Origin of the sequence: Hoeflea sp. YIM 152468 (assembly GCF_029210485.1) — a bacterium.
In the GTDB taxonomy this organism is placed as follows: domain Bacteria; phylum Pseudomonadota; class Alphaproteobacteria; order Rhizobiales; family Rhizobiaceae; genus Hoeflea.
The window spans coordinates 275,767-290,617 of sequence record NZ_JARGET010000011.1; the positions used below are offsets into that span (position 1 = coordinate 275,767).

Consider the following 14,851-nt stretch of genomic DNA (forward strand, 5'->3'; position numbering starts at 1 on the left):
AGTGTTAAGGATGTCCATCCACTTTTAACCAAATAAATATTTAGATTTCTCTAATTGTTGCTGCATTGGGTCCAAACCCTCAAGCGGCGATGGGCCCGGCATGCCCGAATGGGCTGGGCAATCGCGCGCGCGTCCGCGCTGCAGGACGCGCTGCCGACACGCCGAATAAATCCTGGCCTGATGCAACTCCCGGGCGGCCCAAACGTTTCTGAGCCAGCTTGCACACACGGCCCGGGGCGATTTGATGATTGAGAATTTTTACGCTGAGTTCATGAGAGACACGGCTTCGGGTCTTTCGGCCCTGATCCTCGGCCTGGTGTTTTTGGGGTTCCTGTTCGAGAAATTGCCGCCTGCGGCGGTCGCCACTGCCGGGGCGGCGGCGTTCCTGCTGCTCGGCTATGTCTCGACCGAGGAAGTGCTGGCGGTGTTTTCCAACCCGGCGCCGATCACCATTGCGGCGATGTTCATCCTGTCGTCCGCACTGGTCAGCACCGGCGTGCTCGATGCGGCCTCGTCCTATTTTGTGCGATTGTCACAACGGCGCGGACCGGTTGCGCTCATTCTGCTGCTGCTGGGGGCGGCGCTGGCGTCCGGCTTGATGAACAACACCCCGCTGGTCATCGTGCTGATCCCGATCATCTCGAAAATGGCCGCCGCGCTCAACATCGCCTCGAGCAAGGTACTGATCCCGCTGTCCTACATGGCGATTCTGGGCGGCACGCTGACGCTGATCGGCACCTCGACCAACCTGCTGATCGATGGCGTGGCGCAGCGCGAGGGGCTTGAGCCGATGCGGATGCTCGAAATCCTGCCCTTCGGCCTGGTGGCGCTGGTGGTGGGCGGGCTCACCTTGCTCGTGCTGGGGCCGCGGCTGTTGCCCTCGCACATCGTGCCGGGCGAGGCGATCGATGACAGTGCCACGGAGTTCATGTCGGAGGTGCAGATCATCGCCCCTCATGCTGATGCGGGCGAGGGCAGTTCCACCGGCAGGCCGTTGTCGGATTTCAGCGCGCTGGCAAAGACCCGTGTGCTGGGGATCCTGCGCGGCAGCGAGCGGCTCAAGCCCGAGTCCGGTCTGGAGCTTCACACCAATGATCTGGTGATCTTTCAGGCCAACCAGTCCGAGCTTCTGACGCTGCGCGATCACCCCAACTACAAGCTCGGCTACTTCAAGACCCTGCTGGCGGCAGCGGATCAGTCAAAGACCGAAAAGATCGAGGCGGTTTATGCCGGCGACGCGGGCTCGAGCGGCCGCAGGCTCAGCGATCTGGGCTGGTTCAAGGCCGGGGTGCGGGTGCTGGGCATTTCGCGGCGCAAGCACAATCCCGGTCCCGAACTGGCGGAGGTGCGGCTCAGGCCCGGCGACCGCATCCTGCTGGAAGGCAGCCCCGCAGATCTGGCCGGGATCCTGCAATCGGAAAGCTTTGTCGCAGCCTCCGAGCCCAAACTCAGGCCCTACAAGCGGCACCGGGCCGGGCTGGCGATCCTGACCATGGTGGCGGTGATCGGGCTGTCGATCCTTAACGTGGCGCCGATCGTCACCCTGTCGCTGCTGGGCGTCGGCATGATCCTGCTCAGCCGCTGTGTCGAGGCGGAAGATGCGTGGAAATCCATCGACGGTTCGATCCTGGTCCTGATCTTCGCCATGCTCGCCATCGGCCGCGGGCTCGACAACACCGGCGTGGTGCAGAGCCTGGTCGATGCGGTAACGCCGTTTCTCAAGACCGTGTCGCCGCTGGTGGTGCTGTTTGCCATCTATGCGCTGACCTCGGTGCTGACCGAGCTGATCTCCAACAATGCGGTGGCCGTGATCCTGACGCCGATGGCGATCGGTCTGGCGGCCTCGCTCGGCATCGACCCGAAGCCGCTGATCTACGCCATCATGCTCGGCGCGTCGGCAAGCTTTGCCACCCCGATCGGCTACCAGACCAACACCCTGGTCTATGCCGCCGGCAATTACCGCTTTGTCGATTTCCTCAAAGTCGGGCTGGTGATGAACCTGGTCGTCGGCATTGCCAGCTGCCTGGCGATCTGGGCATTGACGGACCTGTGATCGGCGCGGCGGACGGCAACGGCAGCAGGCATGAGGCAGCCGCGGGCCCGCACCGAGCCGGGGTTCGGGCGGCCGGGGGTATTTGATTAACCATTCGGGGCCATAGTCTGGCGACGCACAACCAGAGTTCGTTGTCGACATGTCGATGTTCAAATACTACGCGGCCAAGGCAACGGCGCAGGACCATGCGCCTGCCAGGGCGGTGCACACCAATTTCCTCAGAACCGGGCGGATTGCCCGTGCCGAGGAAGGGGGCCGAGACGAACGGCGCTTCCTCAGCCATGAGGAGGTGGCGAAGCGCACCGGCCTGCGGCTTGAAAACGCCGGCGCCAAAACCCATCAGCGGCTGAACCGGTTCCACAGCGACATCCGCTTTCCCAGGCTGATCTTTCACAAGACGCTGGCCCAGGCGCCGCACCTTGGCTATGTCCATGTGACGGCGTCGAGCACCGATTTTGCCGAGCACAAGGACATCGGCTGGAAATTCTACATCGCCAATTTTTCCGCCGACATCACCACCGACGCCGCCGCTGAAGGCCAGTTCTTTCATCACATCCATCCCGGCTACGCGCGGATGTATTTTGCCGTGGCGATGAAGAACCAGGACATTGGCGGCACCCGGCAGCAGGTGATCAACCGCGACTTCCGCGACAACGGCCTTCTGTTTCGCACCGCCGACCCGAAGACGGCGCTGAAGAACGTGCTGATGCTGGGCGCAAAAACCGCCGAACTGCGCAAGATTGTTGAAGCGATCGGGTAGGGGGCTCTGGTCTGAGGTTAAGGTCGATTTGATCCAGAAAACAGCCGGTCGCTGGCGGTTGTTTGGCAGAGCTGTCTTCTACGTGCCGATCTCTCGTTTCGTCATCCTCGGGCCCCGACCCGAGGATCCATCCCGTTATCTCTGCACCCCCCGTGGCCGGGCCGGGCGCTCCCCGTTTGCAACACGCGGACCAGAGCGGGACGGGGGCGGGACGGGGGCGGGGGCGAGCAGGATGATTTACAGATTGTGAATTTGTGGCACACTGCTGCGCTTGACAAGCCTGCCAAACAGGAGAGATCCGTGTGGCACTTCGGCGTTATTGGCGGACTCGGTCTGCTGTTGCAGACGGCCACCGCCGGCCATGGCGAGACGGTGGATATCCTGCTGTGTCTCGCCGCTGATGTGTCTGAAAGCGTCACGCCGAGCGAATATGATCTGCAAAAGCGGGGCCACGCTTCCGCCCTGGAGGCTCCGGAAGTGGTCAGTCTTGTTATGGCCGGACCACATGGCAAGATTGCCGTGCTCTATATCGAGTGGGCCGACCAGGACCAGCAATTTACCGGGATGGACTGGCAGGTCGTGGACGGAGTGTCATCGGCGCGCGATGTTGCCGCCAGGATCAGAAACTCGCCCTCGCCGCCGTGGATCGGCCGCAGTGTCAGAAACACCTCGATCAGCGAAGTGGTGCAGTTCTGCCTGCGCCGGTTCCGGACCGCCCCGGCAACGGCGCGGCGGATGGTCATCGACATCTCGTCGGACGGCACCAACAATGTCGGCAGACACATTGCCGAGGTGCGGGATCTGGCTCTCAGCCAGGGGGTCGTGATCAACGCGCTGGCGATCGAGGACTCGCGTGCGCCGTTTCCCGACGGCACGCACACCCGGCCTATCGGTGGCCTCGTGGACTACTTCCGGACCAACGTCGTGGGCGGACCCGGTTCGTTCGTCCATGTTGCCAAGGGCTATGCCTCGTTCGGCGAGATGATCCGCAAGAAATTCATTCTCGAACTGGCAAGGCTGCCGTAGCCTGGCCCGGTCCGCACCCGGCTGGGCGCGGCGTGCGGTCAACCGGTTTTGGTCCTGGCGGCTTCGGCGTTTCACCGCCGCAGGAAAACCACGCCAAGATTGTTGGCGGGCATTTCGGTGACGGAGGACAGGACCAGCCCAGATTGCGCGGCAAGGCTTTCCACATCGTCGAGCAGGCGGATGCCCCAGGCGGGGTTGCGGGCGCGCAGACTGGCATCAAACTCGACATTGCTTGGGACCAGCGGCTGGCCCTGCCGCCGGTAGGGGCCATACAGGACGAGCACGCCGCCACCGGGCAGCAATCGGCCTGCGCCCTCGATCAGGCCTTGGGTCGCAGACCAGGGGCTGATGTGGACCATGTTGATGGCAATCATCGCGTCGGCGCGCTCAACCGGCCAGGCCCGGTTCGCGGCATCAATCTCGAGCGGCGGCAGCACATTGGGCCTGGCTTCGGTCTTCGCCCATTGCTCAATCGAGACGCGGGCTTCCGGCGAGGGATCGGAGGGTTGCCAGACCAGGTTCGGGAACAGGCCGGCGAAATGAATGACGTGCTCGCCGGAGCCGCTGGCAATCTCCAGCACGGTTCCGCTTTGCGGCAGGACATCGCGCAGCAAATCCGCTATCGGGCCGCGGTTGCGCAGCGCCGCAGGGCTGGAAAGTCTTTGGTCCTGAGCTGACATTGTTGATCCTTAAGGACAGTGCGGATATCGGATGCCTGTCGATGCGATGTGGTCACGAAGCACGGATTTACACCGTGCGACAAGTTTTTGCATCCGCCACGGCAGGCCCACTCACTGGTCTCGTCAGGGGTCGGGCATCTCGAACATCGTCATCATGAGCTCCACGAGTTCGGTTTCATGTATCCACTTGGGCAGCAGTGCCTGCATCAGTTCCGGCGTCAGGTCGGGATTGCTTTCGCGCCATTTGCGCCCCGCCTCCAGCGCCTCCTGCTTGCGCCCCGCCATCCACAGGGCACTGAACAGCATACGGTAGGCCCAGACCACACCGGGCCCGGCGCGCATTCCCTGCTGGATCAGCTCGACGGCCTCGTCATAGCGCTTGAGACTCCGGAACGTCGCCGCTCGTCCAAACAGCACATTGAAATGGAAGGGGTCGAGCGGGCTAAGGGCTTCCGCGCGGTCGAAATAGACCAGAGCCTCGTGCGGCAAGCCCTGGTAATTGGCGTTCCAGCCCTTGCGCAGCCAGCCCCAGGCATTGTTGGGATCGAGCCGCAGCGCCCTGTCGGCAAACTGGTCTGCCTGGATGAAATCATCACCAGCCAGCGCGCTGGCCGCCGACAAAGCGACGAGCGATGCGGGGTCGTCGCCCGCCAGCGGGGCCGCGAGAGCCACCAGATCGAGTGCTGTCCTGCGATCGGTCACCGCATCCTTGCCCCACAAGTAACTGCACTGGTGGGCGTGGCACCACGCCTTGTAGGCGAGTGCCGGTACATGGTCGGGCGCATGGTCAAGGGCTTTGGCGAGAAGGGCAATGGCCTTGAGGTTGTCTTCCCGGCGGTGCGCCCAGAAATGCGGCAGGGCAGTCAGCACCAGCTCATAGGCGGTGCGGTCCGCGGTTGGCCGCAGACTGGCGCGGGCGATCTCGGCGGCGCGGAGATTGGGCGCGATCTGACCTGCGACTTGGGCTGCGATCCGGTCCTGAAGCTCAAACAGGTCATCGATCCGATCGTCGAAGCGCTCGGCCCAGAGCGTGCGTCCGTCACTGGCCGAGACCAGTTCCACAGAAATGCGGATCCGATCGCCGGAGCGGCGCACGGTTCCTTCGACCAGGTAGTCGGCGCCCAGCCGTTCGGCGATGGTTTGAATATCAAGTGGCTGATCGCGCAAGGCAAAGGCCGACTGGCGGGCAATCACATGAAAATCATGCACCCGCGACAGAGCGCCGGTAATTTCGGAGACCACTCCATCGGCAAACATATCGGCGTCAGTGGCGCCAAGTTCGTCAAAGGCGAGAACGGCCAGCCGGGGCCGATTGCGCTTGAAGTGCGGTGGCGGCGCGCCGAGTTCGGGGCTGGTATCAGCCCCGGCACGCATCGTCCGCAACCAGTCTTCAAAACCTTCCGAGGCGAGGTCGAAGCCATCGAGAAAAACCCCGTTACCCTCGAGATCGGAGGCAAACTCCCCGGCTTGGAGCCAGACATATTGCCGGTCGGCCAACAGCGCCCCGCCCGGCAGATCGCGGCGCATCACCGACAATTCCTGGCGCAGCGACGCCCGTGCTTGTTCGAGTGACCGGTCCGACCATAACAGATCGGCCAGCCGGCTGCGCTCGGCCCGAAAGCCAGGTTGCCGCACGAGGAAGGCCAGCATCGCCTGACCGCGCCGCGACAAGGTTTTCGGCGCACCCGGACCGTCGAGACGAAATGGTCCTTTGAAATGCAATGTCAGCACAGATACTCCAGTAAACGGATGAGGAATTCGACGCGCAACCGCGGTTTTTGCGATGTCAGAGTAACATTTTTACGATGTTTTTGCGATGACGCAGGCGCTTTTGCGGCGAAGCTTGCGAGGATTTTGCATGGGGGATGCAATGTGGGCCATCAACCCGCTTGATTGCAACCGCAGGAGAAGATCCATGGCCTTTGTCAGCACCACCAGCACCTTCAGCACCAGCCCTGTCGCTTTACCGCTGCGCACCATCACTTCACTGCCCGTCCGCCTGCTTAACTTGTTGATCGCGTGGGAGGCCCGCTGGTGCCAGGCCAGGCGTATGGACCAACTCAGTGATGATGCACGCCGCGATATGGGTTTGCCGTGCCTCATCAAGCAGCCACGCCTGCCCGATTACGGATGGTGAACGCTGCGCGGGCACCCCACGCGCGTGCCGGTCAATTGCATGAGTTGCAAACACACGCCCCCGCAGCCATCGAAGGTCCGGCGCAGATCTGCCTGATCTGCGCCGGACTGCATGGCGGCACTGCCGTCTAAAACGCATCGCCGACAGACACGGCACCATACTGCACCGTTCTGGCCGCGCTGCCTTGGCTGCACTGTTCTTTCCGGCTGCGGCCGGCCGAAGGTGCCGGTCAGGCGCCCGCTGCTCTCAGTGCCAGGGCCGACCGAGCTCCGATCTCATCACGTCCGCTGGTGGACCGCTCTCAGCCGGTTCGGCCATAAAACGTCATGCGGGCGGCTTCGGAGAGCGAGACGTCCGGCTCGGTGTTGTAGGCCAGCACGGCAAGCATGCGGGTGCGGTCCCCCTCATTGGGTGCGACCCGGTGCATCGAATTGCGGCCGCGGAAGAACACAAGCGTGCCCGCTTCGGCACTTAACTGCTCGACTTCGGTGCGGCCATCGAGAATGTCGGCGACGGCGTCGAAATTCATTTCGCCCGCATCGGCATCGCGCACGGCATTGACATATTCGAACTGACCGCCGCGTTCGGGAGGCTGCACCATCAGCGTTATCGCGAAGGACGAGTTGTCAAAATGCCAGCCGAGCTCCTGGCCTTTGCCGGCAAAGTGAAGGTTTATCGATGACAAGGGATCGGCGTAGGCATAAAGCGCCGTCTCGCCAAGGACGTCGCAGAGAAAGGCGCGAAATTCCGGCGCGTTGTAGAGCGTTCTGAGCGCGGATTCCTGCGGCATCAGATCATCGGTAATGCAGCCTTTTGACGACACGACAAGCCGGTTGCGCGGGTGATCTGCGGGATAGGCCGGATCTTGCGGGCTGAGATAGACCGTGTGTTTGGCGGTGCTGGCAAAAACCTTGTCTTCATTCTCGCGCCCCTCGGCCTGAATTGCCTCGATTGCCGGTCGGGTGACGAAGTGCGGCATCACCAGAATGCCGTGGTCTTCGTAGGTCTTGCGGCAGGTGGCGCGAAAATCAGCACTTTCAATGGGATAGGTGGTCAAGTCTACAATCTGATTCAAGTCCATGATCTGTCCTCGTTAACAGGTTTGAGTGATGGCCTGATCAGCAGTACACCGCCTGGAAGAATTGAAAAAATTGTATAATTGATGCTTTTGAAAAAGAAAAACTTTCCTTACAAGAAGCCATGAGCAAGATCACCCTACGGCAATGCATCTATTTCCGGGCTGTGGCGCAAACCGGCGGGCTCGCCTCTGCGGCGCGGGCCGTCGGAATTTCCCAGCCGGCGGTGGCCCAGGCGATCAGAAAGCTCGAGGACGTGAGCGGGCTTGTGCTGTTCCGGCGCCTGCATGCGCGCGGCATGGTGCTGACGGCGCAGGGAATCGAGTTCCTGCGCCACGCCGAGGACTTGCTGGCAAGTGCGGACCGGGTCGAGCGGGCCATCGAAGGCATCGCTGACAACCGGTCCGGCACAATCCGGCTTGGCTGTTTCCAATCAATCGCGCCGTTCTGCCTGGCGCGGATTGTGCGTGGCTACCGGGATCTGGCGCCGGGCGTCGTTCTCGAGGTCAAGGAGATGCTGCAGGACGAGCTGATTGGCGCGCTCGGCCGCAACGAGCTCGACCTGGCGATCATGTATGATCTGGGGCTGGATCCGGACCTGTTTGGCTGGCGGGCGCTGACAGCGGCCCAACCCTATCTCATCGTGTCGTGCGACCACCGGTTGGCGCAGAGGCCCACGGTATCCTTGAGAGAGATCGCGTCGGAAGATTACATCCTGTTTGATGCGCCACGGAGCCGGGAGTACTTCTTCTCGATCTTTTCACACCACGGCATCAATCCGCGCATCGCGTTTCGCTCCGCATCGATCGAATCGGTCAGGTGCAGCGTTGCCAATGGACTGGGCGTTTCGCTGCTGGCCATGCGCCCGCTGTCAAATCAGACCTATGACGGCGGCGAGGTGGTGCCGGTCGAGCTTGAGGAAAACCTGCCGCCGATGCCGATCGTGATCGCGCACAATCTCGACCATGCCCCGGGTGCCTTGACGGTGCCTTTCGTCGATCATTGCGCGCGCGTGTTCACCGGGCTCTAGGCCGGGTGAGGGGTGTCGTTTCGTGGCGGAATTGCGACGTTTGCGGCATTGGCGATTTGCCTCGGGATCGGCTAGGCTTTGGTCGACGAGTGTGCGGGACAAGCCGGAAGGGGCTGCAAGTTATGAGAGTTGTCGTTATGGGGGCTGGCGTGATCGGCGTCACCACTGCCTACTATCTGGCCAAGGGCGGAGCGCAAGTTGTGGTGCTGGACCGGCAGCCCGGGCCGGGGCTTGAGGCGAGCTATGCCAATGCAGGCGAACTGAGCTACGGCATGACGTCGCCCTGGGCCGCTCCCGGCGTGCCGCTGAAGGCGATCAAATGGCTGTTCATGAAGCGCAGACCGCTGTTCATCTGGCCGCTGATCAGCCCGACCATGTGGAAGTGGGGGCTGCAGATGCTCGCCAACTGCAATGAGGCGAGCTACCGCATCAACAAGAGCCGGATGGTGCGGATTTCCAACTATTCGCGCGACGTGATGCCGGATCTGATCGCGGAAACCGGCATCGACTATGACGGCCGCGCGCAGGGCACGCTGCAACTGTTCCGCACCGCCAAGCAGCTCAAGGATTCAAAGGCTGATCAGGAAATTCTGGCCGAGTTCGAATCGCCCTACGAGGTGCTCGACCGCGACGGCTGCATCGCCGCCGAGCCGGCGCTCGCTGAAGTGCGCGACAAGTTCGTCGGCGGGCTGCAACTGACCGCCGACCGCACCGGCGATTGCCGCATGTTCACCATGGCGCTGGCAGAAAAATGCGCCGAGATGGGGGTCGAGTTCCAGTATGGCCAGTCGATCCGTTCCATTGCGGTCGAAGACGGCAGGATCGCCGGGGTGGACACCGAAATTGCCGGGCGGATTACCGGCGACGCCTATGTCTGTGCGCTTGGCAGCTATGGCCCGCGGCTGTTGAAGCCGATCGGCGTCAATCTGCCGGTCTATCCGGTCAAGGGCTATTCGGTGACGCTGCCGGTGAACGAGGATGCGTATGCGCCGCAATCGACCATCATGGACGAGACCCACAAGGTGGCGATCACACGGCTCGGCGACCGCATCCGCGTTGCCGGCACCGCCGAGATCGCCGGCTATTCCAACCGCCTCGGCCCGCATGCCACCGACACGGTCAAGCACGTGATTTCCGACCTGTTCCCCAAGGGCGGTGACATCTCCAAGGCGGAAGGCTGGACCGGGCTGCGGCCGATGACACCGGACGGCACGCCGGTGCTCGGGGCCTCGCGCTACGACAATCTCTACCTCAACACCGGTCACGGCACGCTGGGCTGGACCATGGCCTGCGGCTCCAGCCGGGCGGTGGCGGACCTGGTGCTGGGCAAGCAGCCGGAGATTTCGTTCGAGGGGCTGACAGCGGAGCGCTATGGCTGAGCACCCGTTCGGGTGTACACCCATTCGGGCGTGGCTTGCAGGGTCTTTTCTGTACGCGCTCCGGCGGGGCCGAGAAAAGCTGCCAGCGACCGGGTAATCGCGAGCAGGGTTGCTTCGGTGCAGGGCCAAGCGCGCGGCCATCGACATATGATTGCAGGAAGCGTCGGTTGGCCCTATATTGTGGTCCTATGTGGTTACAATTGGAGATGGCTCGATGTCGAGTGTGGGTGTGAAAGACGCCAAGACTGGTCTGTCCGGCCTGGTTGACGAGGCTGCGTCCGGTGTGTTCGTGACCATTACCCGCCACGGCAAGCCTGCGGCGGTGCTGGTCAGTGTCGAGGCGGCGGAGGCGGCCAAACGCGAACTCGGCAAGGGCAGGCCAAGTCTTCTCGCGCATCTCAAGCAGTTCCCAACTGGTGTCGATCCCGACGATGCGGTGTTTGCCCGCAACCGGACTCCCTCCCGCGAGATTGAGTTGTGAATGGCTATCTGCTCGACACAAACGTGATCTCGCTGCTGGCGCCGGGACGAACTCGCGTGCCGGACGGTTTTGCGTCCTGGGCTGAAGAATGCGACAGGTTAGGGCAGTTGTATCTGTCCTGCGTGTCGATCCACGAGCTTGAGAAAGGCGTGCGGCTTCTGGAACGCCGGGGCGCAACCCGGAAGGCGCGGCCGCTGGCAAACTGGCTGCGGGCGCTGGTCATGCAGCACGCCGATGTCATTCTGGCCGTGGATGGCGAGGTGGCGCAGATCTCGGGCGAGTTGGAAGCAAAAGCGGTTTCCCTCGGTTTCAATTCCGGTGCGTCAGACGCCATGATCGCCGGCACGGCGCACCATCACGGGCTGGTGCTGGTGACGCGGAATGTGAAACATTTCGAACCGTTCGGGATTGCGGTGACGGGAGTGGAGGAGATTGCTGGGTGAGGGGCGGGCAACCGGTCCTCGGGGCCTCGCGTTACGACAATCTCTATCTCAACACCGGTCACGGCACGCTGGGCTGGACCATGGCCTGCGGCTCCAGCCGGGCGGTGGCGGACCTGGTGCTGGGCAAGCAGCCGGAGATCTCGATCGAGGGACTGACAGCGGAGCGCTACGGCTGAGGCGGCACACTTGGCAGGATTTTGGCTCCCGGGTACGCGCAGCCATCGCCGCATCATCTGGTCAGGCCAATAGGCTGCGGGTGCCGGGATTGGCTGTCATCAGGTTGCGGTTCTACAGGCGTGGAGCAGGCAGTCCGTTCCATGGGCGGCTCACCCCCTCCCGTCTCTATTCCAGGTGGGTCTTGAAGTGGGCCAGGGTTCGATCCCAGGACAGCTTGGCCATGGCTTCGTCGTAGCGTGGGGTGCTGTCATTGTGGAAGCCATGGTGTGCACCTTCGTAGATGAACGCCTGGTAATCCTTGTCATGGGCAATCAGAGCCGCTTCATAGGCAGGCCAACCGGCGTTGACGCGTTCATCCAGCTCGCCATAGTGGATCAGCAGGGACGCCTGGATTTTCGGGACGTCTTCGGCGGCTGGCTGACGGCCATAATATGGGACAGCCGCCTTGAGCTCCGGATAGGCGACCGCAGCCGCATTGGCGACGCCGCCCCCGTAGCAGAAGCCGGTGATGCCAACATTGCCGGTTGAGCCGTCATGGGCCATCATGAACTCAACCGCGGCGAAGAAGTCGTTCATGAGCTTTTCGCCGTCGACGGTGCGCTGAAGCTCACGGCCTTCGGCATCATTTCCCGGGTAGCCGCCCACCGACGTCAGCCCGTCGGGCGCGATCGCCATGAAGCCGGCCTTTGCCAGACGGCGTGCGACGTCCTCGATATAGGGGTTTAACCCCCGGTTCTCATGGACCACAACGACCGCAGGCAATTTTTTCCTCAACGCCAGCAGGCCGCACCATATATCCACGGACCTCCCCGTGCCCGTTTGGCGACGGGTACAGGATGTATTCAGGCAGAATATCAGGATCGTTGAATGAAACCTGTTCAGCCAGCGCATAGTCAGGAGACATCATGCCCAGGATGGTCGTGGCGGTCATTCCGGCGACGGCAAACTTCGCCGCACCTTCCAGGAACTGACGTTTGGTGATGATCCCGTGGGCATAAAAATCATACAGTTCGAGCAGTTTCGGATCGAAATCTTTGGCGGTTAAACGTGTCATCGGGATGGACCTCCGTTCTTGAACCAGTTTGAAGTGAGGCAATTGACAGGATCATGCAGTGGCCGAGCATCTGACCCGCAAGAGCGGCAACAACATACCGTCTACTGGTATAGGTAAAGCATCACGAAGTCGTGAGTATGCTTGAACGTCACTTCCATCGCCCCAATTCTGTGTTCAAATATCTCGAAGACACGCAGCGACTTGCTGCCTGGCGTTGAGGATCGAACTCTGGGAGGCATCAACATGGCTGACACTCTCACCACCCGGCGCATGCTCCTGACCGCTGCCGCCGGCGCAGTTGTGAGCGCCGGAATGCCCGGCCTGCTCGTGCCAGCGCGGGCCAATGGCCTCGCGGCGACGCCCACAATGCGCGGTGGAGCAAACAACTACCTGCCCGGCGCGCCCATTGTCGCCCGGATCGGCGGGGGTGGCTTCTGGATGACAGGCACGGTGCGCCGTGCCGGTGACGGAGTGCCGCTCGCTGGTCAACGGATACAGGTCTGGGCGCACACGACGGAAGGGCACGAGCGCGATCCGCACAGCCATGGCGCGACCCTGACGGATGCAAACGGAGCGTTTCGTCTCGAGATGCCGCAGATTGTTCCAGCTTTTGGCCAGGCCCACGGGCATCTGGCCTATGATGGCGATGAATTCGAGACGGTTTTCCTGCGCCCGGTCATGGCGAGCCCGACTGAGACCAGTCTGAGCGCGGACTTTGTTCTGCAGCCTGCGGTCTGAGCCCAGTGAGCCCAAGCCGGTCTGGCAGGGCCCGCAAGTCCCTCATCTGGGTGGTGCTGGCGATTGCCGTTGTCGTGCCGCTCGGCGCTGCCGCGATGAGCCCGCTTCTGGCATGGCGTGATCCGGTCTACATAGCAGCAGGCTTTGCAGGCGTCTTCGCCTTGGCGGTGTTGCTTGTTCAGCCGCTGCTTGCGGCGGGCTCTCTGCCGGACATGAATAGTGTGCGGAGCAAGCGCGCGCATCGCTGGATCGGTGGTGTGCTGGTCGCGGCGGTGGTGGCCCATGTGGCGGGTCTCTGGATCACCAGTCCGCCGGATGTTGTCGATGCGCTTTTGTTCCGATCACCCACGCCATTTTCCGCCTGGGGCGTCATCGCCATGTGGGCGGTCTTTGGCACTGCACTTATTGCTGTTTTCCGCCCCCGTTTGCGGTGTCGTCCAAGAGCATGGCGTCATGTGCATATGTCGCTCGCACTGGTCATCGCGGTCACAAGTGTCGTCCATGCGGTGCTGATTGAGGGGACGATGGAGTTCCTTTCAAAGGTCGTGCTGTGCGCGATGGTTGTTGCGGTGACGGTCAAGGTCGTGGCCCGCCTGTGGGGATGGGCCGGCGGCAGCCGTTAAAGGGCATCGATTTGCGGCATGGGTCGGGGAGGGATGCCGGCTTGCTACCCCTCCACCCTATGCTCCCGCCAGATGATGAATACGCCGCTGGAGATGATCACCGCAGCCCCGACGAAGGTCAGCGCATCCGGAATCTCGGTCCAGAACAGCCAGCCCAAAAGCGTGGCCCAGATGATCGCGGAGTAGTCCAGGGGAGCGACGACCACAGCGGGGGCCAGGCGGAAGGCCTGGGTCATCATGGTCATGCCGGCGGTGCCGAAGATGGCGATGGCTGCAAACAGCCAGACATCCGATGGCCTGACCGGTGTCCAGATGAACGGCATGATGAACAGGCTGATGAGCGCGCCGGTTGCGGTCATGTAGAGGAGCAGCGTCCAGACGCTTTCGCGGCTGTCGACAAAGCGGGCCGACAGCATCAGCAGCGCGTAGACAAACGCGGTCGCCACCGGCAACAGCGAAACAGTCTGAAACGCGGATGTGCCGGGCCGCACCGCAATCAGCACGCCGGCGAAGCCTATGAGAACGGCGAGCCAGCGCTTCCAGCCGACAGTCTCGCGAAAGATCAGCGCGGACAGTGCGGTGATGAACAGCGGCGCGACAAAGATCAGTGCGGTGGCTTCGGCAAGCCCCATATAGGTGATGGAGGTGAAAAACAGGAAGGTGGCGCCGACCCAGAGCCCGCCGCGCATCAGATGCGCCAAGGGGCGGTGGGACCGCAACGCCGCGCGTCCACCCATCCTGTGGGCGATGAAGATGGCGAAGGGGAGGGCAATCAGATTGCGCAAAAACTGGATCTGAAACGGCGAGTAATGCGCGGTCAGGGTTTTCGCCAGCGCATCATTGACACACAGGCAGGCGACACCGACGCACATCAGCAGGATACCCGCCGAGGTGTGGGTGCGCGGTTTGATCGGTGTCTGCAGCAAGATTGTCACCCCCAGGTTGGCGCGGCGAGCCTAGCAGCATCAAGGGGAAAATCGAGTGCGAAGTTTGCGAGCAAGGGGCGGGCATGGATCAAGAGAGCGACACAAGGCCGGTGATGGCCGAGATGGTGTCGGGGCTGCCCTGCATGGGCGGGGTCGCGCAAGGGCATCGAGGCGGCCACCGCGCCAAGCCTCGACCGGGTGCGCGGCGCCGGCCACATCTGGATCGTCGCAGGCAAACAGCATCGGCGGCACAAAGGCGCCCCGTCTC

Annotated in this window: 14 protein-coding genes and 2 pseudogenes; 11 read left to right on the forward strand and 5 right to left on the reverse strand. The window is 62.6% G+C overall.

From position 1 onward, the window contains the following. The first annotated feature begins 244 nt into the window (after positions 1–244). The 3 genes from PZ897_RS06455 (at position 245) to PZ897_RS06465 (ending at position 3,839) form a co-directional block, all read left to right on the forward strand. Complete coding sequence (locus tag PZ897_RS06455) at positions 245–2,053, forward strand: SLC13 family permease (RefSeq protein ID WP_275750946.1); 1,809 nt, start codon at positions 245–247, stop codon at positions 2,051–2,053. Positions 2,054–2,192: 139 nt separating this feature from the next. Then, a complete protein-coding gene (locus PZ897_RS06460; RefSeq protein WP_275750948.1) occupies positions 2,193–2,813 on the forward strand; it encodes a DUF6656 family protein in 621 nt (206 codons plus the stop codon). 300 nt (positions 2,814–3,113) lie between these two features. Further along, positions 3,114–3,839, forward strand: a complete 726-nt coding sequence (locus PZ897_RS06465; protein WP_275750949.1) for a DUF1194 domain-containing protein — start codon at positions 3,114–3,116, stop codon at positions 3,837–3,839. 71 nt (positions 3,840–3,910) lie between these two features. Here the strand turns inward: PZ897_RS06465 and PZ897_RS06470 are convergent, their stop codons facing one another. Next, on the reverse strand, positions 3,911–4,519 hold the full coding sequence (locus PZ897_RS06470; RefSeq protein WP_275750951.1) for a DUF938 domain-containing protein: 609 nt from the start codon (positions 4,517–4,519) through the stop codon (positions 3,911–3,913). Positions 4,520–4,642: 123 nt separating this feature from the next. After that, positions 4,643–6,250, reverse strand: a complete 1,608-nt coding sequence (locus PZ897_RS06475; protein ID WP_275750953.1) for a hypothetical protein — start codon at positions 6,248–6,250, stop codon at positions 4,643–4,645. Positions 6,251–6,434: 184 nt separating this feature from the next. Here PZ897_RS06475 and PZ897_RS06480 point away from each other — a divergent pair, with 184 nt between their 5' ends. Next, positions 6,435–6,656 (forward strand): hypothetical protein, encoded by a 222-nt coding sequence (locus PZ897_RS06480; RefSeq protein WP_275750955.1) that lies wholly within the window; start codon positions 6,435–6,437, stop codon positions 6,654–6,656. A gap of 301 nt (positions 6,657–6,957) precedes the next feature. On the opposite strand, the gene PZ897_RS06485 is transcribed toward PZ897_RS06480, so the two are convergent. Further along, positions 6,958–7,737 carry a 2OG-Fe(II) oxygenase gene (locus PZ897_RS06485; protein WP_275750957.1) on the reverse strand — a complete coding sequence of 260 codons (780 nt, stop codon included), beginning with the start codon at positions 7,735–7,737 and terminating at the stop codon, positions 6,958–6,960. A gap of 119 nt (positions 7,738–7,856) precedes the next feature. Between PZ897_RS06485 and PZ897_RS06490 the strand changes: the two genes are divergently transcribed. The 5 genes and pseudogenes from PZ897_RS06490 to PZ897_RS06510 all read left to right on the forward strand — a co-directional run. Further along, positions 7,857–8,762: a LysR family transcriptional regulator gene (locus PZ897_RS06490; RefSeq protein WP_275750959.1), complete on the forward strand. Its 906-nt coding sequence runs from the start codon at positions 7,857–7,859 to the stop codon at positions 8,760–8,762. A 122-nt stretch (positions 8,763–8,884) separates the two neighbouring features. Further along, complete coding sequence (locus PZ897_RS06495; RefSeq protein ID WP_275750961.1) at positions 8,885–10,141, forward strand: D-amino acid dehydrogenase; 1,257 nt, start codon at positions 8,885–8,887, stop codon at positions 10,139–10,141. Positions 10,142–10,355: 214 nt separating this feature from the next. Next, positions 10,356–10,622, forward strand: a complete 267-nt coding sequence (locus tag PZ897_RS06500) for a type II toxin-antitoxin system Phd/YefM family antitoxin (protein WP_275750963.1) — start codon at positions 10,356–10,358, stop codon at positions 10,620–10,622. Continuing rightward, positions 10,619–11,065 carry a type II toxin-antitoxin system VapC family toxin gene (locus PZ897_RS06505; RefSeq protein ID WP_275750964.1) on the forward strand — a complete coding sequence of 149 codons (447 nt, stop codon included), beginning with the start codon at positions 10,619–10,621 and terminating at the stop codon, positions 11,063–11,065. The genes PZ897_RS06500 and PZ897_RS06505 overlap by 4 nt, the downstream gene beginning before the upstream one ends. A gap of 5 nt (positions 11,066–11,070) precedes the next feature. Continuing rightward, positions 11,071–11,241 (forward strand): annotated as a pseudogene (locus tag PZ897_RS06510) (FAD-dependent oxidoreductase); the annotation flags it as partial. Positions 11,242–11,407: 166 nt separating this feature from the next. On the opposite strand, the pseudogene yghX reads toward PZ897_RS06510, so the two are convergent. Next, positions 11,408–12,296: pseudogene (gene yghX, locus PZ897_RS06515) on the reverse strand (YghX family hydrolase). Positions 12,297–12,539: 243 nt separating this feature from the next. Between yghX and PZ897_RS06520 the strand changes: the two are divergent. Further along, on the forward strand, positions 12,540–13,034 hold the full coding sequence (locus tag PZ897_RS06520; protein WP_275750966.1) for a twin-arginine translocation pathway signal: 495 nt from the start codon (positions 12,540–12,542) through the stop codon (positions 13,032–13,034). Positions 13,035–13,039: 5 nt separating this feature from the next. Next, positions 13,040–13,657: a ferric reductase-like transmembrane domain-containing protein gene (locus PZ897_RS06525; protein WP_275750967.1), complete on the forward strand. Its 618-nt coding sequence runs from the start codon at positions 13,040–13,042 to the stop codon at positions 13,655–13,657. Positions 13,658–13,701: 44 nt separating this feature from the next. On the opposite strand, the gene PZ897_RS06530 is transcribed toward PZ897_RS06525, so the two are convergent. Continuing rightward, the gene (locus tag PZ897_RS06530; RefSeq protein ID WP_275750968.1) at positions 13,702–14,583 is read right to left on the reverse strand and encodes a DMT family transporter; all 882 of its coding nucleotides are present in this window, start codon (positions 14,581–14,583) and stop codon (positions 13,702–13,704) included. Between the last annotated feature and the right edge of the window lie 268 nt (positions 14,584–14,851).

Bases quoted from the DNA above. Each gene is read 5' to 3' on its own strand.
- PZ897_RS06480 (WP_275750955.1), top strand. From the start codon at position 6,435: ATGGCCTTTGTCAGCACCACCAGCACCTTCAGCACCAGCCCTGTCGCT.
- PZ897_RS06490 (WP_275750959.1), top strand. From the start codon at position 7,857: ATGAGCAAGATCACCCTACGGCAATGCATCTATTTCCGGGCTGTGGCG.
- PZ897_RS06485 (WP_275750957.1), bottom strand. From the start codon at position 7,737: ATGGACTTGAATCAGATTGTAGACTTGACCACCTATCCCATTGAAAGT.
- PZ897_RS06495 (WP_275750961.1), top strand. From the start codon at position 8,885: ATGAGAGTTGTCGTTATGGGGGCTGGCGTGATCGGCGTCACCACTGCC.
- PZ897_RS06455 (WP_275750946.1), top strand. From the start codon at position 245: ATGATTGAGAATTTTTACGCTGAGTTCATGAGAGACACGGCTTCGGGT.
- PZ897_RS06520 (WP_275750966.1), top strand. From the start codon at position 12,540: ATGGCTGACACTCTCACCACCCGGCGCATGCTCCTGACCGCTGCCGCC.
- PZ897_RS06460 (WP_275750948.1), top strand. From the start codon at position 2,193: ATGTCGATGTTCAAATACTACGCGGCCAAGGCAACGGCGCAGGACCAT.
- PZ897_RS06470 (WP_275750951.1), bottom strand. From the start codon at position 4,519: ATGTCAGCTCAGGACCAAAGACTTTCCAGCCCTGCGGCGCTGCGCAAC.
- PZ897_RS06500 (WP_275750963.1), top strand. From the start codon at position 10,356: ATGTCGAGTGTGGGTGTGAAAGACGCCAAGACTGGTCTGTCCGGCCTG.